The 25,803-nt window shown below is 43.4% G+C and carries 23 protein-coding genes; 6 read left to right on the forward strand and 17 right to left on the reverse strand.

What is annotated here, in order from left to right:
• Positions 1–200: 200 nt before the first annotated feature.
• Positions 201–710: a pulcherriminic acid biosynthesis transcriptional regulator PchR gene (pchR, locus tag GYO_RS39870; RefSeq protein ID WP_014115315.1), complete on the forward strand. Its 510-nt coding sequence runs from the start codon at positions 201–203 to the stop codon at positions 708–710.
• Positions 711–731: 21 nt separating this feature from the next.
• Positions 732–1,943 (forward strand): MFS transporter, encoded by a 1,212-nt coding sequence (locus tag GYO_RS39875; protein ID WP_014115316.1) that lies wholly within the window; start codon positions 732–734, stop codon positions 1,941–1,943.
• Between the two features lie 30 nt (positions 1,944–1,973).
• Here the strand turns inward: GYO_RS39875 and GYO_RS39880 are convergent, their stop codons facing one another.
• The 4 genes from GYO_RS39880 to yvlA are packed head-to-tail and all read right to left on the reverse strand — an operon-like array spanning position 1,974 to position 3,985.
• Positions 1,974–2,333 (reverse strand): phage holin family protein, encoded by a 360-nt coding sequence (locus GYO_RS39880; RefSeq protein WP_003219771.1) that lies wholly within the window; start codon positions 2,331–2,333, stop codon positions 1,974–1,976.
• A 1-nt stretch (position 2,334) separates the two neighbouring features.
• Positions 2,335–2,532, reverse strand: coding sequence for a PspC domain-containing protein (locus GYO_RS39885; RefSeq protein ID WP_014115317.1), 198 nt, complete (start codon positions 2,530–2,532; stop codon positions 2,335–2,337).
• Between the two features lie 4 nt (positions 2,533–2,536).
• On the reverse strand, positions 2,537–3,634 hold the full coding sequence (locus GYO_RS39890; protein WP_014115318.1) for a DUF4097 family beta strand repeat-containing protein: 1,098 nt from the start codon (positions 3,632–3,634) through the stop codon (positions 2,537–2,539).
• 24 nt (positions 3,635–3,658) lie between these two features.
• Complete coding sequence (gene yvlA / locus GYO_RS39895) at positions 3,659–3,985, reverse strand: protein YvlA (RefSeq protein ID WP_003219765.1); 327 nt, start codon at positions 3,983–3,985, stop codon at positions 3,659–3,661.
• 219 nt (positions 3,986–4,204) lie between these two features.
• On the opposite strand from yvlA, the gene GYO_RS39900 reads away from it, so the two are divergent.
• On the forward strand, positions 4,205–4,435 hold the full coding sequence (locus GYO_RS39900; protein ID WP_003219764.1) for a hypothetical protein: 231 nt from the start codon (positions 4,205–4,207) through the stop codon (positions 4,433–4,435).
• A 198-nt stretch (positions 4,436–4,633) separates the two neighbouring features.
• Here GYO_RS39900 and hag read toward each other — a convergent pair whose 3' ends face one another.
• From hag to GYO_RS39920, 4 genes are all read right to left on the reverse strand, one after another.
• The gene (gene hag, locus GYO_RS39905) at positions 4,634–5,458 is read right to left on the reverse strand and encodes a flagellin Hag (protein ID WP_014115319.1); all 825 of its coding nucleotides are present in this window, start codon (positions 5,456–5,458) and stop codon (positions 4,634–4,636) included.
• 352 nt (positions 5,459–5,810) lie between these two features.
• Complete coding sequence (gene uvrA, locus GYO_RS39910; RefSeq protein WP_014115320.1) at positions 5,811–8,684, reverse strand: excinuclease ABC subunit UvrA; 2,874 nt, start codon at positions 8,682–8,684, stop codon at positions 5,811–5,813.
• 7 nt (positions 8,685–8,691) lie between these two features.
• Positions 8,692–10,677 (reverse strand): excinuclease ABC subunit UvrB, encoded by a 1,986-nt coding sequence (gene uvrB, locus GYO_RS39915; protein WP_014115321.1) that lies wholly within the window; start codon positions 10,675–10,677, stop codon positions 8,692–8,694.
• Between the two features lie 184 nt (positions 10,678–10,861).
• Positions 10,862–11,092 carry a CsbA family protein gene (locus GYO_RS39920; protein WP_003228053.1) on the reverse strand — a complete coding sequence of 77 codons (231 nt, stop codon included), beginning with the start codon at positions 11,090–11,092 and terminating at the stop codon, positions 10,862–10,864.
• 915 nt (positions 11,093–12,007) lie between these two features.
• On the opposite strand from GYO_RS39920, the gene GYO_RS39930 reads away from it, so the two are divergent.
• The 3 genes from GYO_RS39930 to GYO_RS39940 all read left to right on the forward strand — a co-directional run bounded on the left by GYO_RS39930 (position 12,008) and on the right by GYO_RS39940 (position 16,512).
• Positions 12,008–14,503: a PEP/pyruvate-binding domain-containing protein gene (locus GYO_RS39930; protein ID WP_014115323.1), complete on the forward strand. Its 2,496-nt coding sequence runs from the start codon at positions 12,008–12,010 to the stop codon at positions 14,501–14,503.
• A gap of 76 nt (positions 14,504–14,579) precedes the next feature.
• Complete coding sequence (locus tag GYO_RS39935; protein ID WP_014115324.1) at positions 14,580–15,143, forward strand: TetR/AcrR family transcriptional regulator; 564 nt, start codon at positions 14,580–14,582, stop codon at positions 15,141–15,143.
• A 34-nt stretch (positions 15,144–15,177) separates the two neighbouring features.
• Positions 15,178–16,512 carry an MFS transporter gene (locus GYO_RS39940; RefSeq protein ID WP_014115325.1) on the forward strand — a complete coding sequence of 445 codons (1,335 nt, stop codon included), beginning with the start codon at positions 15,178–15,180 and terminating at the stop codon, positions 16,510–16,512.
• Positions 16,513–16,559: 47 nt separating this feature from the next.
• Here GYO_RS39940 and minJ read toward each other — a convergent pair whose 3' ends face one another.
• From minJ to prfB, 9 genes are all read right to left on the reverse strand, one after another.
• A complete protein-coding gene (minJ, locus tag GYO_RS39945; protein ID WP_014115326.1) occupies positions 16,560–17,756 on the reverse strand; it encodes a cell division topological determinant MinJ in 1,197 nt (398 codons plus the stop codon).
• A gap of 78 nt (positions 17,757–17,834) precedes the next feature.
• Positions 17,835–18,188, reverse strand: coding sequence for a swarming motility protein SwrAA (swrA, locus tag GYO_RS39950; protein ID WP_015251121.1), 354 nt, complete (start codon positions 18,186–18,188; stop codon positions 17,835–17,837).
• Positions 18,189–18,570: 382 nt separating this feature from the next.
• Positions 18,571–20,013 carry a carboxy-terminal processing protease CtpB gene (gene ctpB / locus GYO_RS39955; protein ID WP_014115327.1) on the reverse strand — a complete coding sequence of 481 codons (1,443 nt, stop codon included), beginning with the start codon at positions 20,011–20,013 and terminating at the stop codon, positions 18,571–18,573.
• Between the two features lie 138 nt (positions 20,014–20,151).
• Positions 20,152–21,042, reverse strand: coding sequence for a permease-like cell division protein FtsX (gene ftsX / locus GYO_RS39960; RefSeq protein WP_041521198.1), 891 nt, complete (start codon positions 21,040–21,042; stop codon positions 20,152–20,154).
• On the reverse strand, positions 21,035–21,721 hold the full coding sequence (gene ftsE / locus GYO_RS39965) for a cell division ATP-binding protein FtsE (RefSeq protein ID WP_003219741.1): 687 nt from the start codon (positions 21,719–21,721) through the stop codon (positions 21,035–21,037). Before ftsE ends, ftsX begins: the two co-directional genes overlap by 8 nt.
• A gap of 233 nt (positions 21,722–21,954) precedes the next feature.
• A complete protein-coding gene (gene cccB, locus GYO_RS39970) occupies positions 21,955–22,293 on the reverse strand; it encodes a cytochrome c551 (protein ID WP_014115329.1) in 339 nt (112 codons plus the stop codon).
• A gap of 48 nt (positions 22,294–22,341) precedes the next feature.
• On the reverse strand, positions 22,342–23,187 hold the full coding sequence (locus GYO_RS39975) for a YitT family protein (RefSeq protein WP_014115330.1): 846 nt from the start codon (positions 23,185–23,187) through the stop codon (positions 22,342–22,344).
• Positions 23,188–23,376: 189 nt separating this feature from the next.
• Positions 23,377–24,527 (reverse strand): IS3 family transposase gene (locus tag GYO_RS39980; protein WP_087941767.1). Its coding sequence is split into 2 segments (ribosomal slippage): positions 23,377–24,254 and positions 24,254–24,527, totalling 1,152 coding nucleotides; the frame shifts between segments, so codons are not numbered across the junction.
• A gap of 125 nt (positions 24,528–24,652) precedes the next feature.
• Positions 24,653–25,754, reverse strand: a protein-coding gene (prfB, locus tag GYO_RS39990; protein ID WP_114151180.1) for a peptide chain release factor 2 whose coding sequence is annotated in 2 segments (ribosomal slippage) — positions 24,653–25,681 and positions 25,683–25,754 — 1,101 coding nt in all. Because the reading frame shifts where the segments join, the coding sequence is not laid out codon by codon here.
• Between the last annotated feature and the right edge of the window lie 49 nt (positions 25,755–25,803).

Raw genomic sequence — 25,803 nt, forward strand, 5'->3', positions numbered from 1 at the left:
AATATTTGAAAATAAATGTAAATGTCACATTTTTCACACACTTTTTACACTCATATTCAGCATGACACAACACCAAATAAAGCTTAAACACCAGCAATTGACAACGAAAACAAGAAAAGATAAAATAATATTGTTCACCGGTAAACAATATTGTTTATTGTTTCATCGTAAACTATTATTCCTAAGAAAGAAGGTAGCCTATGTCTGATTTGACGAAGCAGATGATATACGACATATATGTGAGACTGCTGCACCTTAATGAACAAAAAGCGAATACTTCACTTCAGCAATTTTTTAAGGAGGCCGCAGAGGAGGATGTGATCGATATCCCTAAAAACATGACAAGCATTCATGTCATTGACTGTATCGGCCAGCATGAACCCATTAACAATGCGGGAATCGCCAGAAAAATGAACTTATCGAAAGCGAATGTAACGAAAATCAGCACAAAACTGATCAAGGAAGAATTCATTAACAGCTATCAGCTGACAGATAACAAAAAAGAAGTGTATTTCAAATTAACTCGTAAAGGCAGACGGATTTTCGACTTGCATGAGAAATTGCATAAAAAAAAGGAGCTGGCTTTTTACCAATTCCTCGATTCATTTTCACAAGACGAACAAAATGCTGTATTGAAATTTCTAGAGCAGCTGACATCTACACTTGAAGCAGAACAAAACGATGAGACTCCGGACAAACCTGTAAAGTAAACAAAAAGGCGGTGTACACTTATGACTCAAACAAAATCAAAGGCGGTATTGATCTTATACATTGTTTGCTTCAGCGCATTTTTTGCATCTTTAAGCCAAAACATTTATTCACCTATTATCCCGATTATTAAAGAATCATTCCATGTTTCCGCAGCAATGGTAAACCTGTCAGTCTCAGTTTTTATGATTGTGACAGCGATTATGCAAATTATATTAGGGACCATCATCGATTTTAAAGGCGAGCGGTTTGTCTTGATTGCCGGAATTATGGCAACGGCAGCTGCCAGCATCGGCTGTGCGGTAACCACTGACTTTACTTTATTTCTGATATTCAGAATGATACAGGCTGCGGGATCTGCAGCACTGCCTCTTATTGCTGCCACAACGATCGGACAGCTGTTTACAGGCAGTGACCGCGGGAGTGCAATGGGAACATATCAAATGCTCCTGTCCGCCGCGCCGGCTATCGCACCCGTTCTCGGGGGATTCATAGGCGGAGCAGCCGGGTACGAAGGGATCTTTTGGATGCTTACGGCCATCTCTGTCGTTATGCTGGTGACAAACAGCATCATCTTTCCTAAGGACTCTCCCGCTGGATCTAAGCAGCAAGCCCAAGGCAATGTGTTCGCTCATTACAAATCAATATTTACAAATCGAACAGGAAACGTCATTTTGACCTTAAGTTTTGTCCTCTTTTTCATTTATTTTGCGGTGATCGTCTACCTCCCGATATTGCTGACGGAGCACTATCATATTGATGTGAGCATAGCAGGATTGTTATATTTGCCACTGGCGCTAAGCACGATTGCCGGTACGTTTCTGTTTAAAAAAATACAGGCAAAAATCGCGCTGAGCACCTTGTTTATCGGCAGCAATGTAATCGCAGCCTGCAGTATCATGTTGTTCGCCGTTACACATTCCGTTTCTCTCATTCTCATGGCTCTCACACTGGCACTGTTTGGCATCTCGATGGGGGTCATCCCTCCCTTGTACTCCACAATGATCACCAATGAATTTGAACACAATAGAGGGAGTGCAATCGGAGTTTTTAACTTTATCAGATATACAGGCATGGCGGCAGGTCCGATGATATCCGCCTATCTGCTCACACTGATGCCGTCTGCCATGTCCTTTGGACTCTTAGGCCTTATATTTGCCGCATTGAGCTTTTGCCTTCTGCCGCAAATGTATCCGCCGCAGAAGCGCGTAAAACAAAAAAAACACCACATGTAAAAAAAGCTGCCTTCTGTATGGCAGCTTTTTTTATTTCTTTCGCAGCGGCTCTAAAATGCCTTTTTGAATCAGCAAGTGGAACACCGACAGGATAACAGATGCCCATATCGCTGTGCCGAAGCCGTCAATTTGAAAACTGTCACCCATAATGGACGCGGTCATCATCAGGGTGATGGCGTTAATCACAAACAAGAAGAGACCAAGCGTCACCATCGTGACCGGCAGTGTAAAGATAATCAAAAGCGGTTTAATCAGCACGTTTAAGATCGATAAAATGAGACTGGCGATAATCGCTGCCCCAATGCTGCTAACATGAATGGAGTCAATGTATCCATCAATGACGATTAATAACAATGCATTTACCAAAATGCTGACTGCCCATTTTACCATGTCATTTCATATCCCTTTCTGACGGGACGATAAAAATCCAAATGATATAAATGAGCAAAACAGGGAAAACACTTGTCATAATAGCTAGGATGACAGTTATGACTCTGAGGAGTGATGCATCCCAATTGAAATATTCCGCGAGACCTCCGATGACACCGGCCATTTTCTTGTTTTTTTCTGAACGATAAAGCCTATTCATTTGATCACCTCTGTGAGTACTTTAGTTTGATGGTGCCTGTTAATGATTCTGAGAAGACGGTGATGTTTTGATCATGTGCCTGATTTGAAGTGAACAACATTTCTTTTTGAATGGTATCATTTTTTTCTTTCAGCATCTCAACATCCATTAATTCATGGGACAACGAACCAAGATTGCTTTTTAGCTCTGCCTTCACTGCAAGATCGTCCGGAATCGAAAGCTCCACATTTCCAGTTGTTGTTTTGGTATAAATGGAGCGGCAGTCAGAGTCTGTTACGTGAATCGCAATATTTCCGTTAAAGCTTTGAACGTCAATGGATTCGCTTCTCCCACGGAGATCGATCAATCCGTTAATGGTTTCCGCTTCTATCGTGCCACAGCTGTGGCTGGCAAGCTTAATTTGCCCGTTGGCCGTTTCGGCTGTGGCTTTTTCGGCTGTTAAATGCGAGAACGACAGCACGCCGTTTGTCGTTTTCGCCGAGAACTCTTTTACATGTAAATGTTCCCCTCTGACCGGACCATTAAACAGCTTCACCCGAATCTTATCATACTCCTTCTGAGGAATATATAAAGTCACATTGGTTTTCATTGTTTTCTTCTCAGTACGGATAAAAAACTTATTTCCTTTGATTTCACATTCAATATGCTGAAGAAATGCATGTCTCGCCGCATCCTGACTGTCAGCGCGATATACCTTCGCCTGGCATTCCGCTCTGATATCCTCGTCTTCCCAAGGGACGATATTCACGCTGCCGTTGGCAATTTGAAGCTCAACACTGGAGAAGTCAGTATCTTTAAATTGAAAAATGTGCTGAACATCATACGCATGGCCAAAGTTCAAATCAAGGTCAACTTCCTTGACCTTTTTCACAGCGGAATCAATCCAATCAAACAGCTTGGCTCCTAAAGACGGCTTGCTGCTTTCTTTTTTTTCTGCTGTAAACGGCTCTTCCTCGTCATGTACATGAACTGAGAGCGCTGTGATTTTTTCTTCTTTTTCCTTGTAGTCGCTGTCAAGTTTTTCAATCAGTGTCAAAGCCTCTTGTGCTGTAAGCTTTCCTTCCTCAACAAGCTTAAGGATTCGTTCCTTTTCTTGCTTCATGACGATCTCCTCCCCATTGTCTACTTATGCTGCACGCAGCACCTTAATGCCCTGAATCACATTCCAAATCATAATGCCAATAACAACTAAGAAATAAATAACTGCTCCCCCAATGATCACAAATACAGGCAGCAGGCTGTCTCCATCAATGGCAATGGCTCCGCCCAGAAAAGCGATAAAAAGGACCAGCCAGCCGGCAAAAGGAACAATGTGAGAAATAAGAGAACGTATCGCATGGCGTTTTGTTTCTTTCTCATCTACAACAAAATAAGCGACAATCGGCACAATGATTGGCGCAATGAACACACTGAAATAGCAAAGTGATGCAATAATAGCTTGATTACGGTTCAATTCATTCCACACTCCTATTGTGAATTTTACCCATGACAAAAGATCAGGGACGTTTTACTTATATATACGTTTAAAACGTCAGCAGGTTTCAAATTCATTCTTTAGACATGCTCCGATTTACGGAAATTGGATTTTAAAAAGTTTTAGAAGTAGAATCTTCCGGCTGTACCGATTACAATATGTAAAAAGCTTACGGCAATCAAGGAGGCTGGACAAGCAATGGAGAAAGACCCCAGTGACTATACAGTAACACAGGAATCGGTGTTAAAGCTGATTCGTGAACAAAAAAGAATGAATCGTGAAATGATCGCTGAGCTTGAACAGATCCACGGACCTCTTCCGATCTCTCACGATATTCAATACATAAAAGTACTGCTTGACAGCAGCAACACGCATATCGTTCAAGATTTAATGAGTGTAAGTAAGCAGCTGTATAAGAAGACTTTGTAATTGCGGAAAAAGTTGCATTCATTATAACTGAAATCAAGCTAAAGGTTAGATGACAATATCTTGCCTTTTTTGTTTTAAAGAAACAAGTGACTCCCTGGCTGTCACACAATGATTGTAACAAAAAAAGCCTGCCGGCATATCCAACTAATGGACCTGTCGGCAAGCTGTAACTATCAGAAATAGATAGCCGTTCAGAAATTAACGTAATAATTGAAGTACGTTTTGCGGCTGTTGGTTCGCTTGAGCAAGCATAGCTTGAGAAGCTTGAGAAAGAATGTTGTTCTTTGTGAACTCGCTCATTTCTTTAGCCATGTCAACGTCACGGATACGAGACTCAGCAGCTGTCAAGTTTTCACTAGATGCGCCTAAGTTGTTGATAGTGTGCTCTAGACGGTTTTGTACCGCACCGAGTTTAGCACGTTGTTTTGACACATTGTTGATTGCAGTATCAATACTTTCAAGTTGAGTATCAAAAGGAGTAGTAGCAAAATCTTTTACATTAAGTGTGTCTACTCCTAAAGCATTTGCTGACATGCTATCAATGTTAACTGTAAGCTGTTGGCCAGCATTTGCACCAATTTGGAAAGTGAAACCATCAGTTTCAGTTCCATCTAATAACTTTTTGCCGTTGAACTCAGTACGATTTGAAATGCCGTCAATTTCTTCAATAAGTGCATCCATTTCATCTTTAATTGCACCAAGATCTTCTGCTTGCTGTGTACCTGTGTTTCCTGCTTGAACTGTAAGTTCACGCATACGTTGAAGGATCGCATGAGTTTCAGTCAATGCACCCTCAGCTGTTTGGATAAGAGAGATTCCGTCTTGAGAGTTTTTAGAAGCCATTTCTAAACCTCTGATTTGTCCTCTCATTTTTTCAGAGATCGCAAGACCTGCTGCGTCATCTCCCGCTCGGTTGATACGAAGGCCTGAAGAAAGTTTCTCCATGTTCTTTTGTGCTGCACCGTTGTTTGAAGATAAACGGTTCAGTGTGTTAAGTGCTGCGATATTGTGGTTAATTCTCATGTGTAAAATACCTCCATGTGTATTTGTTTTTGAAATCAAAGACTTCCTTTTCTTTGATTTCTGGCGTATGAGATCCCAGTAAAGCTTCTAACTTATGTAGATCCGGTTATTGATTAAGGATAGATTCAAATCCCTTAATAGGACTTTTTTGCTTAATATGGAAAACATCATCCGCCTTTCAATTCATTTATCGGTAGCACTTTGTAAATGTTTAGGCATTTTCCCAAAGAAATTTTCCCCATTTTAAAAAGACTATTCTAAACTATCACACAAAAACCCTAAAGAAAAAGCTTGCCTGCTAAGCCCGAGGATGGACTTGCTGACAAGCTGAATTCCCTCTGAAAAGAGGATTTTAAGATGTTGCCGTTTCTTTCGCTTCCAAGAGCGATGTCATGCGTTTTTTGTCACGCTCCATAACAGGCTTCAAATAACGGCCTGTATACGATTCTTCCACTTCAGTGATTTCCTCAGGCGTTCCTGACGCGACAATGGTTCCGCCTCCGGCTCCGCCTTCTGGCCCCAGATCGACAATGTAATCCGCCGTCTTAATGATATCAAGATTGTGCTCAATGACGAGTACTGTATCTCCATTGTCAACCAAACGCTGAAGCACGACAAGGAGTCTGGCGATGTCGTCGACGTGCAAACCTGTCGTCGGCTCGTCTAAAATGTAGAGCGTACGCCCAGTTGAGCGTTTGTGCAGCTCTGATGCAAGCTTCACACGCTGCGCTTCTCCGCCCGACAAGGTTGTCGCTGGCTGACCGAGCGTAATATAACCTAAGCCAACATCAAAAAGAGTTTGGAGCTTACGCTTGATTTTCGGGATATTTTCAAAGAAAGAAAGAGCATCTTCAACCGTCATATCAAGCACATCAGAGATGCTTTTTCCTTTGTACGTCACTTCAAGCGTTTCACGGTTATAGCGTTTGCCGTGGCACACCTCGCACGGAACATACACGTCAGGAAGGAAGTGCATTTCAATTTTAATAATCCCGTCTCCGCGGCAGGCTTCACAGCGCCCGCCCTTCACGTTAAAGCTGAAGCGGCCTTTTTTATAACCGCGGACCTTCGCTTCATTTGTCTGCGCGAATACATCTCGAATGTCATCAAACACACCGGTGTATGTCGCAGGGTTGGATCTCGGCGTTCTTCCAATTGGCGCCTGATCAATATCAATGACTTTGTCTAAATGATCCAAACCTTTAATCTCTTTATGGCTGCCGGGCTTCGCCTTCGCTTTATGAAGCTTTTGCGCCAGCGCCTTATGCAAAATTTCATTGACGAGAGTACTCTTTCCTGAGCCGGAAACCCCTGTAACCGCTGTGAACGTTCCAAGCGGGAACTTGGCATTCACTTTTTTCAGGTTGTTTTCTGCAGCGCCTTTAATTTCAATGTAACGGCCGTCCGGCTTTCTTCTTTCAGGAGGCAATGGGATGAACTTTTTCCCTGATAAATAGCTGCCCGTTAATGAATTTGGATCTTCCATCACTTCTTCCGGCGTACCCGCAGCCATCACCTGACCGCCGTGAATGCCGGCACCAGGTCCAATATCTATTAAATAATCGGCTGCCATCATCGTGTCCTCATCGTGTTCGACAACAATCAGCGTGTTCCCAAGGTCTCTCATATTTTTCAGAGCGCTGATCAAGCGGTCGTTATCACGCTGATGCAGGCCGATAGACGGTTCATCTAAAATATAAAGCACACCGGATAAGCGCGAGCCGATTTGCGTTGCCAGCCTGATGCGCTGCGCCTCTCCCCCGGACAATGTTCCCGCTGCCCTGCTCAATGTCAGGTAATCAAGGCCGACTTTGTCCAGAAAGCTTAAACGCTCCACAATTTCACGCAAGATCAAATTGGCAATCTGCATATCCTTCTCAGAAAGGGTAAGACCTTTGAAGAAAGCAAGTGCGTCGGCTACAGACTGCTCGGTAATTTTTCCGATGTGGCGGCCGTCAATCAGTACGGCAAGCGCCTCTTTCTTTAACCGATAGCCTTTGCATGTCGGACAAGACTTCTGAGACATATACTGCTCCATTTGCTCACGGATGAAATCAGAGCCTGTCTCCTTATACCGTCTTTCAATATTGCGCAATACGCCTTCAAATTGAATTTCGCCTTCACGGATTTGCCCAAAATCATTTTCGTAACGGAAATAAATCAGGTCGTCTCCGCTGCCGTACAGCACTTTATCCAGCTGATGCTGCGGCAGATCTTTTACTGGCACGTCCATATCAATCCCATAATGGGTGCAGACCGCCTCAAGAAGCTGCGGATAATACTGTGAACTGATCGGTGTCCAAGGGGCGACCGCATTCTCCTTTAATGACAAATCTTGATTGGGGATGACGAGATCCGCATCCACTTCAAGCTTCATTCCGAGACCGTCACATGTCGGACACGCTCCGAACGGGCTATTGAACGAAAACAGCCGCGGCTCAAGCTCACCGATTGAAAAACCACAGTGCGGGCAGGCATGATGCTCACTAAACATCAGCTCTTCCTCACCGATGACATCAATCATGACCCGCCCTTCACCTAAACGAAGCGCCGTTTCCAATGAATCTGACAGACGGGCCGCCACACCTTCTTTCACCACAATCCGGTCAATGACAACCTCAATCGAATGCTTTTTATTCTTTTCTAATTCAATATCATCAGAAAGCTCAGCCATTTCGCCGTCAATTCTGACTCTGACATAACCTTGTTTTCTGATCTGGTCAAGGACTTTGACATGGGCGCCTTTACGGCCCGATACGATCGGGGCCAGCACCTGAAGCTTCGTCCGTTCCGGGTATTCCAGAATTCTGTCGACCATTTGCTCGATGGTCTGCGATGTAATCTCAATTCCGTGCTCCGGACAATGAGGCTTCCCTACTCTCGCATACAAAAGACGCAGATAATCATAAATTTCAGTTACCGTACCGACAGTAGACCTCGGATTGCGGCTCGTGGTTTTCTGGTCGATGCTGATGGCGGGAGACAGCCCCTCAATCGCATCGACATCCGGCTTATCCATCTGTCCTAAAAACTGGCGGGCATAGGCAGACAATGACTCGACATACCGTCTCTGCCCTTCTGCATATATGGTATCAAAGGCAAGGGAGGATTTCCCTGATCCGGACAAACCAGTAACAACGACAAGCTGATCTCTTGGAATCGTTACATCGATATTTTTCAGGTTATGCGCCCGGGCTCCCTTCACCTCTATCCGATCCATAGCCATTTGTTCATCATCCTTCCGCTTTTAGCTCTAAAAGTAAATCGCGAAGCTCCGCGGCTCTTTCAAAATCAAGCGCCTTGGCTGCTTCCTTCATTTCGTGCTCCATCTGTTCAACGACTTTCTGGCGTTCTTTCTTCGTCATTTTCGACAGCTTCGGCGCGGCTTTTGTTTTGTATTCCGCTTTATCCTCAGCTGCTACTGTGGCACGAATGACATCGCGAATCTCTTTATTTATCGTTTTTGGCGTAATGCCGTGCTCTTCGTTAAACCGCTCCTGCTGCTCGCGGCGGCGTTTTGTTTCATTAATCGCAATTTCCATAGACTTCGTCATTTTATCTGCGTACATAATGACGCGGCCTTCTGAGTTTCTTGCTGCCCGTCCGATGGTCTGGATCAGCGAACGCTCAGAACGAAGGAAGCCTTCCTTATCCGCATCCAAAATCGCAACGAGAGATACTTCAGGAATGTCGAGCCCTTCCCTCAGCAGGTTGATGCCGATAAGCACATCATGCTTGCCGAGACGCAGATCACGGATAATTTCAATCCGTTCAAGCGTCTTAATCTCTGAATGCAGATAGTTTACTTTAATGCCGATTTCCTTTAAATAATCGGTCAGGTCTTCTGACATTTTTTTCGTCAGGGTTGTCACGAGCACCCGTTCATTCCGCTCAATCCTTGCTTGAATTTCACCGATCAAATCATCAATCTGGCCTTCAATCGGACGCACATCAATCAGCGGGTCAAGAAGCCCTGTCGGACGGATGATCTGCTCGACCATTTCATCCGTGTGCTCAATCTCATACGGCCCTGGCGTTGCTGATACATACACGATATTGTGCATATGCTTTTCAAACTCTTCAAAACGGAGCGGACGGTTATCAAGCGCTGACGGAAGCCGAAAACCGTGATCCACGAGTACCTGTTTCCGCGCCTGGTCTCCGTTAAACATGCCGCGCACCTGAGGAATTGTCACATGCGACTCATCCACCACGATCATAAAATCGTCAGGAAAATAATCAAGAAGCGTATACGGTGTTGAACCCGGAGGCCGAAGCGTCAAATGTCTTGAATAGTTTTCAATGCCGGAGCAGAAACCCATTTCCCGCATCATTTCAAGATCATATCTTGTCCGCTGCTCTAAACGCTGCGCTTCAAGCAGCTTGCCGTTTTCATGCATGACCTTCAGCTGCTCCTCAAGCTCTTTCTCGATATTTTGAATCGCTTTCTCCATTTTCTCGGCCCGCGTTACGAAGTGGGATGCCGGGAAAATCGCGACATGATCACGGTCGCCGAGAATTTCTCCTGTCAAGGCATCCACTTCTCGGATCCGCTCGATTTCATCTCCGAAAAACTCGACTCTGATACAGTGTTCATCACGGGATGCCGGGAAGATTTCCACTACATCTCCGCGCACACGAAATGTACCGCGCTGAAAGTCGATATCGTTGCGGGCATATTGGATGTCTACAAGCTTTCTGAGCAGCTCGTTGCGCTCAATTTCCATTTCAGACCGCAGTGACACGACCATTTCCCGGTATTCTTCAGGCGAACCGAGACCATATATACAAGACACACTCGCAATAATAATGACATCTCTCCGCTCAAACAGAGACGATGTTGCGGAGTGTCTTAATTTATCTATTTCATCATTAATACTTGCGTCTTTCTCTATAAACGTATCCGTTTGAGGCACATACGCCTCCGGCTGATAATAATCATAGTAGCTGACAAAATACTCGACAGCGTTGTTCGGAAAAAATTCCTTGAACTCACTGTAAAGCTGTCCGGCGAGGGTTTTGTTATGGGCAATGACAAGCGTCGGCTTATTGACTTCTTTAATCAAATTGGACACCGTAAATGTTTTGCCCGTTCCTGTCGCCCCCAGCAGAGTCTGATGCTTCTTGCCCTCCTGAATTCCTTTTACAAGTTTTTCAATGGCTTTCGGCTGATCTCCCTGGGGCTGATATTTCGAGACTAACTCAAAGCGATCTTTCACAAAATAAGCCTCCGTTTCTTTAACGAAATCTTCCTATAGATATAGTAACACAATGGAATGCAAAATCACTAAAAATACGAACTAAAGTTCGGTGGTTTTTTATTTCCAGCTGTTTTCGTGTATAAAAAACCTGCTTTTAAAACGTAAAAGCAGGAATTCAGTCTTTATATTCATTATGTCCGATTTATTCTTCTTTTTTCTCAGCAGCTTTTTTGGCCATATACAGCCCGCCAGCCACAAGAGACACAACATCCAATCCTACAATAAAATACGTTTCTGTATAGCCTTTTAAATAAGAGGCAAACAGCAATGCAGCTGTTAGAGCGATCGCCACATAATGATTAAAGGTGACTCTTGTAAAAAGAACAACGAGCATAAAAGGGAAAAACAATGCAAAAACGGCTTTTGTAATCAACAAAAACCCTCCTCAGGGATTCTTCATCTGATCTGATTATAGTAAAAAATGAAGAATCGGACAATCGTGCAATCGTTCCCTCTTTCTACACCATACCCTTTTTCAGCCAAAATCAATCACTATATTTGCGCTTTGGTCCCGGTCAATAGAAACATCAATAGATCAAACAATGATAAATAATAGAATGGAATGATTCACAAGATAAACAAGCAGAGTTATATAGTATGGTTGTAGATCTGGCCAGTTCAACAAAAAAATGGACAGGGAGTGGACAAATATGAAGTTCAAGTTCGTTACATATGTTTCAACAGCAGCTGTACTCCCCGGTCTCCTTATAGCATCACAACCCGCTTTTGCAATCACAAATCTAGCTGATGATAAAAGTTCAGCCCTCGAAGTTCTTCCCGATAATCATTATAGATGGAAGCTCCAGACGGCTGCCGATGAAGAATGGTTCCTTTGGACAATTGTTATCCAAACTGAAGATCATGGCCAAGGAGGAACTTACTCTCGATTAAGAAGTCCGGAGAACGTGTGTATATGAGGCTGAAATCCCATGATGGCGACTACAGCACAATAAGCAACTATGATTTCACTTATTCCATAAAGTAAGAACATATATGAATTTACATGAGTGCCGCTGTTCCAATCAGCGGCACTTTTTTTATTAAAGCATGCCCGCCGCCAGATTCCGAGAATATAAGAAAAATAGGCATACAGCACCAGCCTGGCCCCATTTTTCATGATAATCTAACTAACTTAACTATTCATTTTATTTAGGGCTTTCTGCGTTTGACAGCATTTTCCTGAAAACCTACAATTGAATGATAGTGTCTACTATCATTTTTTAAACACAGGCTCCGTCATAAAAAGACTAGAGAGAAAAACAAAATGAAGGAAAGAGGGGTTTCAAATATGTATTCTGTAATATTTCGCCAAGCAGAAGAGTCCAGCCAGCTTGCTGGAGCAAAAGGCATGAACTTGATTAAATTGACCAAACACGGTCTTCCTGTTCCGGACGGGTTTATTATTCAGACGAATGCGCTCGCCCGTTTTATGGAGGATAACCAGCTTCATGAAACTAGCGAAAACATCGAAAGCGGGATCATCGCCGGAACGTTTTCTGAAGAACTGAAACATGAGCTGACAAGTTCCTTCTACAAGCTGAGAGAATCATACCAATCCGTTGCCGTGCGTTCTTCATCTGCCTCAGAAGATTTAGAAGGCGCTTCATTCGCGGGTCAATATGAAACCTACTTAAATATTAAAACAGAGGAAGAGTTTCTCACTAAAGTGAAAGAATGCTGGGCCTCATTTTTCTCTGGCCGAGTCAGCAGCTATAAGAAAAAAATGAATAACCAAATCGCAGAGCCATTAATGGGAGTTGTCGTTCAGGGCCTGATCGATTCAGAGGTATCAGGTGTTATTTTCAGCCGTAATCCTGTTACCCATGATGATAGAGAGCTATTAATCAGCGCCAGCTATGGTTTGGGGGAAGCTGTCGTTTCGGGAAGTGTCACCCCAGACACATTTATAGTCAATAAATCTTCGTTTGAAATTCAGAAAGAAATAGGTGCAAAGGAAATCTATATGGAGTCTGCAGCAGAAGGAATCACAGAAAAAGAAACGAGCGAAGATATGCGCAGCCGTTTTTGCCTTGCAGATGAACAAGTAATTGAACTGACTGAAATCACGAAAAAAACCGAAGACCTGTACGGATATCCAGTCGATATAGAATTCGGAATCGCTGATCATCAAGTATACCTTCTGCAGGCCCGCCCGATTACAACCATTGATCAGGACAAAAAGGAAGCAGAAGAAGAACGCAGCTTCATGATTACAGACGCTGATATGAATGATTTCTGGCTCAACATGGAGTCAAATATTGAAGGTCCGGTGAGCCCGTTATTTTCATCCTTGATCGTACCGGCATTGGAGTATGGCTTAAAGAAGAGCATGCAAAAGTTTCCGATTGGTGTTGTTGTTGACGAAGTAAAACTTTATCGCGGGCACATTTATTCCAAAAACCAAGGCGGACAACAGCCACCTTCTAAAGACTGCGGCAAAGAGCTTTTTCCAATATTATCGGAGCGTATGTATGACATCATCAATCACACATACCTCCCATTTTATATAACGCTTGACCAGCTCACACAAACTGAGCATACTGCAGAAAGTGCACTAGATGCTTTTCAAAAATTAAAGGCTTTTTATCTCACGGCTTATGAGGAGCACTTCAATATCGTTTTTCCGCAAGTTCTTCTAACAAACAAATTGCAAGCGATGTACCAACATATTCAAGGAGAATCCCAAAACGCTCATTTTTACGAGATGCTGACAGGCAAAATGAACAAATCACTGGAAACAGACCGCCGCCTGTGGCTATTTTCTGTTGAAGTTCAGGAAAACCCGAATCTGCTGTCCATTTTTGAAAACACCAAGCCGGAACAGCTGCAGGAAAAAATGGAACAAACAGATGAGGGCAGACACTTCCTGAAGAACCTCCTTGAATTTTTACAGGAATACGGATGGCGATCTGTAAAGAGCCATGATCTGATTCAAGAGACCTGGGCAGAAAATCCGTATTATGCCCTTGCCAATATTCAAAATTATGTCCGCAATGGCTATCATTTTGACAATGAATTTCAGAAAACGAAAGAAAAACGAGAGAAATTATACAATGAATTCTTGGAAAACATAAATGATCCCGATTTGCGGAAAGAATTTGACCGTTATTATCAGTGGACGTTGAACTCTGCAAATATAAAGGATGATCATCACTTTTATATTGACGCCATGCTGGATGCCAAGGCGAGAGTCTTTTTGCTTAAGGTAGGTGAATTGCTGGCGGAAAACGGTGTCATTCAAAATCGTGAAGACCTTTGGTTCTTATATGATGATGAAGTGGAAAACGCGCTTCTTCACCCTGTATCCCTGCAAGAAAAGGCTGAAAAACGCAGACAGACCTTTCACGAGTATGAACTTGCTCAAGCCCCTGCCTATCTCGGCACTCCGACAAAAGAACAGCTCAAAGCTGCAGAAGAAATTGTCGGCGCTGTGATAGAGGATGAAAAAAACACGGAGAATCATATTTTTGGCATTGCTGCATCAAGCGGCATTGCAACAGGTCCGGTCAAAATCATTCGGGACGCCAGTGAATTTTCTCAATTCGAGCCTGGGGATGTCCTCGTTTGCAAAATGACCACACCGCTATGGACCAGCCTGTTCCAAGACGCAAAAGCAATTATTACAGATACAGGCGGCATTTTGTCTCACGCTGCAATCATTGCTCGCGAATACGGCATTCCCGCCGTTCTCGGCACACGTACAGCAACGGAAAGACTTCGGGACGGTGACATCATCACTGTTGATGGAAGCAACGGCAAAATCACAGTTGTCAGCCGGGCCTGATGCGTCCTCCCTCTTTCTTATACAAGCGGGGCAGGTGTATACTTGTCCTGCCAGTATATTCGTGAGGTGAAACGTATTGAGACCGACAAACAAGAGAATCCTTGACGCTGCCATGCAGCTGCTTGTCAAAAAAGGATATCGCGCAACGACTACAAAAGAAATTGCAGAAAAAGCAAATGTAAGTGAAGCGACGATTTTCAGGAATTTTAAAAACAAACAGGGACTAGTCGAGGCTTTGCTTTCTCAGCATTCTCCAAACAGAAGCAGCATTCTGGAACAAACTGAAGGCGATTTGTACAAAGACCTGCTTCATATCGGAACCTGTCTCTTAGAGGAGCTGGAACATAGAAAAGATATCATTAAAATCAGCTTTCGTGAACCGGCCATGTTTCAAGATGTCATCAACCACGTAACAGAATATCCCCAATCTATGAAACAGCTATTGGTTGATTATCTCAAAACAATGGGTGAAAAAGGGGTTATTCAGACAGGAAATGAAGCGGAGCATGCCGACGTGTTTATGTCGATTATTTTCGGTTATTTTATTCACCGTCTCCATTTAGGAGACCGGGTGATTTCAATGCCCCAGGAAAAAATGCTGGAGCATAGCACAGCTCTATTTGTCAAAGGAATTTCGTGATGAACTCCTTGGCATAACAAAAAGGAGGATCCCAATGAGTTCAAGAAAAGAATGGGCGCTGATCGTCTCGCTATTATTAGGGGCCATCCTGGTTCCCATTAACTCCACGATGATCGCGGTCGCGCTCTCATCTATATCCCATACGTATAACGAGTCCATCGCCAGCATCACTTGGGTGGTTACCGTTTATTTAATCGTGATGGCAGTCACACAGCCGATTGCCGGAAAACTTGGTGACATGTACGGTAATAAAACCATGTACTTATGGGGCGTCGGCCTTTTTCTAATCGCGTCCTTAGGCTGCGCACTCTCACCGAGCCTGCTGCTGTTGATTGTCTTTCGGGCATTGCAGGCTGTCGGCGGCGCACTGCTTACGCCAAACAGCATTGCCATTATCCGTCACGTTGTTTCTGAAAAACGCCTTCCGAAGGTGTTTGGATTTTTTGGACTTGGCGCAGGACTTGGGGCAGCACTCGGGCCATTTATTGGCTCTATACTGATTGACAGCTTCAGCTGGCATTCGATTTTTTGGGTCAACATCCCATTTCTCGCCATTGCTTTATTTACGGCATTAACCATGTTCCCTCAATATAAAGAAAATAAATCTGACGCGCCACTGGATATTATCGGCTCTGTCTTGCTTGCAGGCAGCATCGTTTCGATTATCCTGCTGACGAAAAACGAGGCTTCATGGGGCTATGCGGTATACAGTGTATCGATACTTCTTTTTGTCCCGCTTTTTTTCAGAAGAGAAAAACGCACACAGCACCCAATCATTGATTTTACTCTGTTTAAAAGCTCAACATTTACAAATGCCAATCTATCAGTCTTATTAAGCAATCTGATGATGTATGCCGTCTTATTGATCATGCCGTTATTCATGACGAGCCAATTTGGGCTTAATACGTCTAACAGCGGCATGGCGCTCTCTGTATTTTCGATATTCATGTCGGCCAGCAACTGGGTCGGCGCCCAGCTCCATCACAAATGGGGAGCAAAAAAAATCATTTTTCTTTCATTTGCCATGATGGCTGGAGCGAATCTATTATTTTTGCTGTTAAGCAGCTCACATTCCGTCTTGTTCCTTATGCTCTCTCTTATCCTGGGCGGGCTCGCGTCCGGAGTCGGCCTGACCAGCATGCAGGTGTCTTCCCTTGCCACAGTAGACCCCGGCATGTCAGGAGTGGCGTCTGGTATTTTCTCGACCTTCCGTTATTTCGGAAGCATCATTTCATCAGCCTTAATCGGCCTGATTTCGGGATATCACACCTTATTTATGATTCTCTTTGCTGTATCCATTATTGGCGTTTTTGTTTCATTAGGCATCAAATCTGATGAAACGGCACGGATGGAAAAAAACTCAGCATAACACAAAACAGCCCGGCACCACATCTTCTCGCGGTGCCGGGCTGTCTTTTATGATCCGGACAAAGCGGCTGCTTCGTCTTCACGGTCATCCTTTACGAAAAGGATACCCAATTCATGATGTTCTCCCTCATAAGAAGCTCGCTGATCAAAACGAATTTCTCCATTCAAACCGATAATTTCAAGCTTCACATATGCACGGTTATGCTGGAGCGCTTCATAAAAATCAGAAACATTCTTAACCGGTATGCCATTAACTTTCGTAATGATTTCCCCGATTTTCAATTCCAGATCCTCAGCAGGTGTGTTTGGTATAATCCCAAGCACCATTAAGCCCTGATCACGTTTCGAGAAATAAAACGGAGCCGCGTTATCATTCACCCTTTGCTTAATGGACAGAAAAATACGTCCTAAAACAGCCACACAGACGGCTGCACCCGCAAGCGGCGTCCACAGTAAGCTCGCTGCACCGAGAACTGTGACGGCAAGGCCGAGAATACAAACGCGTTTCGCTGTGATCCTTATGCTCGTTTCAGGCAGCGACCCCTGCACCCTTTGCCCGAATCCGACAAAGTAAGGAATCCATAGAAAATGGAATGACCCACCGGGAACAGTAAACACAGGCCACCAACTGAGGTGCGATTCTAATCCGTTACCGGGTACGAGAAGGAACAGCGGCAAAAGCCATATCCGGTTTGCCAGCTGCTGTCCAATCGGCAAACCGCGGCTGCTTACGACAAGTGCCGGTGATGTTCTCACATGTGCAGAACGATAAGCAACCGCTCCTTCAATGATAATCAGCAAGCCTAAAAACACACCCATAGCCGGCCAAACGACTGCAAATCCTTGCGGAAATCTCTCTAGAAAAGGCTCCGCCTGATACATTTGCAGTCCAAAACCTATCAGCATACTCACACTGACGATATATGCAGCAGACATCCAGTTTGCGCGAAGAGTGAGCGCTGCCACTGCAGTGATAACGGCAATAATCGCAAGTAAACCGAGAGGAATCGAGATTCCGAGTACGCCTAAAACAACTGACAAAAGGAGACCAGGGATCAGTCCCTTTGTATAAGTAAATTTCAGATCATCATAAATATCTGCTATTCTTGTATGAAAGGTTTTACGTTCCCGTTTGATTCTAACATAGCCGAAAGCCAGGCTTATGATGATAAAAAACCAGAAAAGCGGGTGTAAGAAGAACAGGCCCGCACTTTTTAACAGTTCAATTCCCCATTGAACAGACACTATCTTTCACCGCCTCAAGCCAAACATGTTACTCATATTCTATCAAATATTAAGTGGCTTGGATATCCTCAGGAGGGTTTATCTCTCTTGCGTCATCCACAGCGTGACATTCGATAGTGAAAAATCCTTTAAATAATGGTTTACATCCACATCCAATAACCCGCTGATCAGATGCATCGACCTTTTTATATCTGTCAGATTGATTCCTAGTCGCTTATGGTTTTTCATTAAGTAATTAAAATAATGTTTGGCACATTCTTCATTGATGTCATTTACTGATTCGACATTGGTGTAATTGACCAAATACCTGCTGAATAGCATAAGAAGACTTAGTGCTTTTGTAGCCGAAAATGTTACATCTTGTGTTCTGTCTTTTAATTGTTCAACTAATTCATAATATTTTTTTTCACGCACAATACTTGCCCTCTTCAATTGTGAACCCCCATTTTCTTTATACAGATAAGCACGGGCCAGTATAAGCAGCAGTACTGGAGTGCTAACAAGCATTCTCGCTAACGTTACTCTTTAATACCTGTCGTTCAGCTGCCATAAACCTGATTACTGTTCTTTTTAGAACCTTCTTATATTGTATGAAGTAAACAAAGACTAGGCAACTTGCAAAAGTTTCATTTTAAATGCATATTATCTCGTTAGAAAGTCTCTCTCATATATTGATATCGGGTAATCACAGTCCTTTATAAATGTTTATTTGTGAAAATTTTTTTAATTTCTTGTCAAAAACTCAATTTTTATGTGACTTATGGTTCATTTTATCGTTAAGTATAAAGAAATAGGAGATGGGACACCATCTCCTTTAATTGACAAATAATGATTTAAGCGCTGTTTGAAGCTGCAAGTCATTTTTTTCGTCGGATTTTTTCTTTTCTACCAGCTGATTTAATGCCTCTGCAGTGCGAGTGTCGATTACACCCGTTTTATCCAGCTTATTTTGATCCTGAAAGGCCATAACCGCTTTTTTCATGTCTTTGCTGAAATAGCCATCGTCACGTCCCGGATCAAAGCTCAGGCCTTTTAATAATACCTGTGCATGCTTGACGTCTTCATTGTTCATATCCACTTTAAGCGGCTCTTTCAGCTGCAAGGGCCCGGCGGAAAAATAATCAGGCTGCTTAATTGCAATGGTCGGCTCAATTCCTTTCTTATGAATCCAATTCCCATTTGGCGTCAGCCACTTGTAAAGCGTCAATTTGATGTTGCTGCCGTCTCCCATCGGAACAGCCTGTTGAACCGTTCCCTTACCAAAAGACGTATCACCTACAACATCATAATGCCCTGCTTCTTTTAATGCGCCAGCAAGAATTTCTGATGCGGAGGCACTCCCTTTATCCGTGATCACATTGACAGGATATGATTTTTTATGGGCCAATGTTGAAAAATAACGTTTTTTATCTCCATTGCGTTCAGCAATTTGAATATACGGCTGATCCTTTGTGACGAAGTGCTTCAGAATTTCTTCCACACTTTGAAGATATCCGCCCGGGTTGCCGCGTACATCAATAACGAGGCCTTCTATTCCTTTTTTCTCAAGATCCTTCAGCTCTTTTGCAAAATCCTCCGCGGTATGCTCAGAAAAAGTAGAGATGGCGATATATCCGACAGAATGCCCCTGCACTTTTTTCTCTGAAGCAAAAACCGTTTCGAGCGGAATCTCATCTCTTTTGATCCGGAATGACAGCTGCTTCTTCGTCCCAGGCCGCTGAATCTTCATTGAAACGCTGGACCCTTTCTTTCCTCTTATTTTTAACACAGCGTGGTTTAAATCCTTGCCGGCCATCGATTCTCCATTGATGCTGATGATTTCATCATTAGGCTTGAGCCCGGCTTTTTCCGCTGGCGATTTCTTAAATGGGGAAACAATAATAATTTTGCCGTCTTCCATTCCAACCTCAGCCCCGATGCCTTCAAATGAGGAATCAAGAGAATCAGAAAATTGCTTAGCCGTCTGCTTGTCCATGTAGACAGAATAAGGATCATTTAGTGTTGACAGCATTCCCTGGATGGCTCCCTCGAGCAGCTTTTCTCTATCAACTTTTTCTACGTACTCATTCGAAATTAACTCATACGCTTTTTCGATTTTGTCCATAGCCTTATCCCGTTCAGAGTCAGCTTGTGCCGTCGCGGGAACTGCTTCAGTCTGGGACTTATCCATCTCAAGCAGGTTTATTCCCGCATATACACCGGCGCCTCCGAACAACATGCTCCCCGCTGCGATCACAGCCATTAATTTTTGCTTCATCCTTTACTCCTCCTGTATGCCAGACTGTCTTTATCAAAACCTAGAGATAGTATATGTAAAGGATGGAGATTTCATGTAATCATAGAAGAAAAAGAAGGCAAAAGAAAAGCCGCCCCGGTAGCGGGACAGCTTTTCTCTTTATACTCGCAGAAACTTGCGGATGGAAGTCAGGCTTCCCCATACGCCAATTACGGCGCCAATTGCAACAAGCACTAACGAAATTTGGAATACAAATGGATTATAAGGAAGAAGAGAGACAAATGAACCTTGAACCTTCGGAACGACCCATCCGATGACATATTGGTAAGTGCTCAGCACCAGTGCGATCGGAATCACTGAACCGAATACGCCAAGCAGCAATCCTTCAAGGAAAAACGGCCAGCGGATAAACCAGTTCGTCGCGCCGACAAGCTTCATGATTTCAATTTCTTTTCTTCTTGCGAAAATTGTAATTTTAATGGTGTTGGAAATTAAGAACATCGCCGTAAATACCAGGCCGATAATTAACGCGATTCCGATGTTGCGGGAAACGCCGACCACTTTAAACAAACGGCTGACCTCTTCTTTTCCGTAAGTAACTTTATAGACATGATCCATTTTTTCAATCTTTTTCGCCACGTTCGGCGTATCATGCGGATCTGTCGTTTTTACGACAAACGCGTCATTAAGCGGGTTTTCCTGATCCTTCATTGTCAGGGATTGTCCACTGTCGCCAAAGCTGTCAACCAGCTGGTCAAGCTCTTTTTCTTTAGATGAAAAAGTGACACTTTGAATGCCCTTCAAATCCTTAATATCGCTCTGCAGCTTATCCTGTGCCTTCTGATCTGCAGTCAGATCAATCAACACTTTGATTTCGACTTGTTTTTCAGCATTCGAAGCCATGTTATTCAAATTCAGCATAATCACTAAAAACACGCCGACTAAAATCAGCGTAACGGTTACAGCACTAATGGATGCAAACGTCATCCATGTGTTTCTCCCGAGAGATTTAAAACTCTCACGCAAGTGGCGCCCGAGAATTTTAATCATATGAACCATACTCCCCTCTTGACTCATCACGCACAATGATACCATCTTCGATTGCAATGACACGTTTCTTAATGGTGTTTACGATTTCTTTGTTATGTGTCGCCATCACGACTGTTGTCCCGCGGTTATTGATTTCCTCCAGCGTCTTCATGACTTCCCAGGACGTATCCGGATCAAGGTTTCCTGTAGGCTCATCAGCAATGACAACATCAGGGTTGTTCACAATTGATCTGGCAATAGATACACGCTGCTGTTCCCCGCCTGAAAGCGTGTCAGGAAATTGTCTTGCTTTATGCTTCAGCTGCACGAGATCAAGCACTTCAAGCACCCGTTTTTTAATGACAGACGGCTGTTCTCCAATCACTTCAAGGGCAAATGCCACATTTTCAAAAACAGTTAGTTTAGGCAGAAGCTTAAAATCCTGGAAGACAACACCTATTTTACGGCGCACAAAAGGAATCTCTTTTTCTTTAATTGTAGCGAGATCTTTATGATTGATTAAAATTTGTCCTTTTGTCGGTTTTTCTTCTCTGTATATCATTTTAATAAAAGTAGATTTACCCGCTCCGCTCGGACCGACAACATAAACAAACTCGCCGGGATGAATGGTAACAGAAATCCCATTGAGCGCTTTAACGCCGTTCGGATAGGCTTTGTATACTTCCTTCATCTCTATCATGAAATCACCTAATCTTTTATGTCATTTTATCTATCACACGGTCATACTCTTCGAATGCATTCGACAATTTATGACCCTTTCATTTGTAAAAAGATGAAAAATCTGAAAGTTTCATTTTTCAACACACTTCATTATACGTCAAATTTAGACATAATACTATTACAGTTTCTTTTCATTCATATTGTCATGGCATAAAAAAATCCTTGCCTGCACTGCGGCAAAGATTTTTCATCTTACTTTTTTTCTGACAGCCATTTGGCAATAACAGCGGCTTCCTTATCATCGACAAGCCCCTTCGGCATATTGCCGCGGCCGTTTTTAATAATACTTTCAATTTTGTCTTCGTCGTATTTGCCTCCGACCTCTTGGAGGTTAGGCCCTGACATACCTTCTAAATCCTTTCCGTGGCAGCCTACGCAGCTTTGCTGATATAATTCTTCCCCTTCAGATGCTGAGGCTTCAGTCTTGCTGCCGGTGTCTGTCTTCTCTTCTTTTGCATCGTTTGAACCGCAGGCAGCCAATAGAACAGAAAGCGCAAATACAAGCATTAGTATCGATAACTTTGATTTCATGTTGAGAAGCACAACTCCTTTACGATCTCTTCCATATTATAACCTCGTTTAAGCGCGTTTGAAACCCTCGCCCAGCACCTCACTCGCATCCGCCACAATCACAAAAGCTGACTCATCAATCTGTTTGACGATTTGTTTCAATTTGGTGAATTCAGTTTGCCCAACCACACACATTAAAATCGGGCGGTCATCGTCAGTATATCCGCCTACCGCGGAAATTTTCGTCACGCCTCTGTCAATTTTCTGTAAAACGGCTTCCTTGACAGCCTGCTCCTGCTTTGTAATAATGAGCGCCATTTTTGAACGATTGAAGCCGACTTGAACGACATCAATCGTTTTGCTGGACACATAGACGCCAAGCATGGCATATAAGCCTTGCTCAATATTAAATACGATCATCGCCGTAACGACAATCAATCCGTCAATGAGGGCGAGACACGTCCCTAATGACAAACCGGAGTACTTATGAATGATCTGTGCAGCCAAGGCCGTTCCTCCCGTCGAGCCTTTCCCTAAGTACACAATGCCAATTCCGACACCGATGCCTACGCCGCCAAAAATCGCCGCCAGAAGCTCATGATGGGTGGCGGGCTGAATATCTCTTGTCAAAAAGACAACAAGCGGCAAAAAAACAGAACCCGCAAGCGTCTTAAGCCCAAATTTTCCGCCGAGCAAAATGACACCGGCAATAAATAAAGGAATATTAATAATCCACTGTACATACGCTGCTTCAAAACCATATGACTGCAAAATCGTGCTGATTCCGCTGACACCGCCGGCAGCAATCTTGTTCGGAAGCAAAAATACATTAAAGGACACACCTGTAATCGCTGCTCCTATTAATATGTATACATAATCCCGCAAAACCCGAAGTGTTTGATTCCGTACATCCATCATATATCCTCCGTTTCTTCCAATGCTCTCCGATAGCATTTTAATCCTTCCCTGATTAGATGTAAATAACACCCAAATACAGTGGTAATATGCTAAAGCAGCAGTGAAATCAAGGATATGAAGAAATTAAAAAAACACACCTGTATACGGGACTGACCCCCGTTTTTGAGACAGGGATCAAAACACCTTTTAAACAGCCAATTGCCGATAGTTTATCGGTGATTGGTTGTTTAGTTTCGTTTGAATACGAATATTGTTATAATAATGAATGTATTCTATGACAGTGCGTTCTACGATGGCGGTCGTAGTTCGATCAATGCTGTTAAGATAGAACGTTTCAGACTTTAGTGAGGAATGAAACGATTCGATGGAGGCATTATCAGCGGGCGTCCCTTTGCGGGACATGCTCATGGTAATGCCTTTTGTGTTAACAGCTTTTTGATACTCGTAAGATGTATACACAGAACCTTGGTCACTATGTAACACGCAGTTCTCAGGCAGTGTTGGCAGCTGATCAAGTGTGTCTAAGACAAAGTCTGTGTCCTGCTTATCGCCAATCGTAAAAGCAATCACTTCTCCATTGTATAAATCTAATATACTGGAAAGGTACAATTGTTTCTGTCCATAAGGCAAATATGTGATGTCCGTTACTAGTTTTTCAAGAGGGCGATCAGATTTAAAGTTCCGATCCAATATATTATCGACTACGGCATATGGCTGCCCATTCTTCTTGCGCTTTTTCACCTTAACTTGGCACTGCCATTGATTTTTCTGCATAATACGTTGAACCGTTTTATGGTTAATACGCATTCTCTTTTTTAGTATGGCTGTGATTTTTCGATATCCATATCGATACTTGTGCTCTCGGCACAACGTGCCGATTTGTTTTTCCAAATGGCGCTTGGGATAATCTTTCGTCAGATTCTTCTTCCAACAATAATAGGACGCTCGAGAGATACCTAAATGAATACAGATATCCTGCACGGTCATTGTGCTGTGCAATACTTCTACAAGTTCGACTGACGTTTCGCTATCAACTTCCTTTCCAATTCGTTGTACTTTTTTAAAACTTCATTCAGTTGTCTCAGATAACGGTTCTCTGCCTGCAGTTTCTCTAATTCGGAAGAATACTCTGGACCTTTTCCGTAAGTGTATTGCTTTCCAACAGGCTGTTCGAATCGATGTATATCCCCAGCCTTATGCCATCTAACCCATGTCTGAACCTGTGTCTTATTCTTAATATTCAATTCCTGCATGATCTCTTTCATAGGCACGCCTGCCAATCTCATTTCTACAGCCTGCTGTTTCACTTCAACCGGATAACTCACTCTTGTCCCCATAGAAAAAACACCTCCAAGTCTAATTTCGGATAACAATCATCCGTTTTCAAACTTGAAGGTGTTTTTATTTGTCTCATCTTATGGGGTCAGTCCCATACATCGGGTGTGTTTTTGTGTTTTTCTGCTTATGATAGTTTAGAACGCAGGTAGGCATCAATAAATGTATCAATGTCTCCATCCATTACCGCTTGAACGTTCCCCATTTCTGTATTGGTCCGATGGTCTTTTACCATGGAATACGGATGGAATACGTAAGAACGGATTTGGCTGCCCCAGCCGATTTCTTTTTGTTCACCACGAATTTCATCCAGCTCTGCCTGCTGTTCTTCAATTCTGCGCTGATACAGTTTGGCCTTTAGCATTTTCATGGCTCTTTCACGGTTTTTAATTTGTGAGCGTTCCGTTTGGCACGTCACGACCACATTCGTCGGCAAGTGAGTAATCCGAACGGCTGAATCCGTCGTATTAACGTGCTGTCCGCCCGCTCCGCTAGCACGGTACGTATCAACTTTAATATCCTCCGTACGGATATCAATATCGATCTCATCGTTAAATTCAGGCATGACTTCACATGAAACGAAAGACGTGTGGCGGCGGCCTGATGAATCAAACGGTGAAATCCGCACGAGACGATGGACACCTTTTTCTGCTTTGAGATAACCGTAGGCGTTGTGCCCTTTAATCAGCAATGTAACTGACTTGATTCCCGCCTCATCACCCGGAAGGTAATCGAGCGTTTCCACTTTAAAGCCGCGGCGTTCTCCCCATCTGGTATACATTCTAAGAAGCATAGAGCCCCAGTCCTGTGACTCTGTACCGCCAGCACCAGGGTGCAGTTCTAAAATCGCATTATTTTTATCATACGGCTCACTGAGAAGAAGCTGAAGCTCAAACTCATTGAACTCTTTTGTTAATGATTTTAGTTCTTTTTCAAGCTCAAGCTGGAGGTCAGAGTCCGGCTCTTCCTTCAAAAGATCATGAGTCATTTGCAATTCTTCATGTGATTCATTTAATTTTTTATACGAATTGACATAATCCTTTATACCGTTTGCTTCATTTATGACCGTTTGAGCTTTCTGCTGATCATTCCAGAATTCCGGATCAGCCATTTGTTCATCTAGCTCAGCAATGCGGGCCTCCTTTGATTCGAGGTCAAAGAGACCCCCTAAAGTCCGCTAAACGAGAAGCCATATTTTCGAGCTCTGCTCTGATTTCTGATAATTCCATTCCATTCACCTCATTAAAAGATCCGCGGGCGCCTACAGGCGCCGCGGTC

The organism is Bacillus spizizenii TU-B-10, from assembly GCF_000227465.1.
Lineage (GTDB): Bacteria > Bacillota > Bacilli > Bacillales > Bacillaceae > Bacillus > Bacillus spizizenii.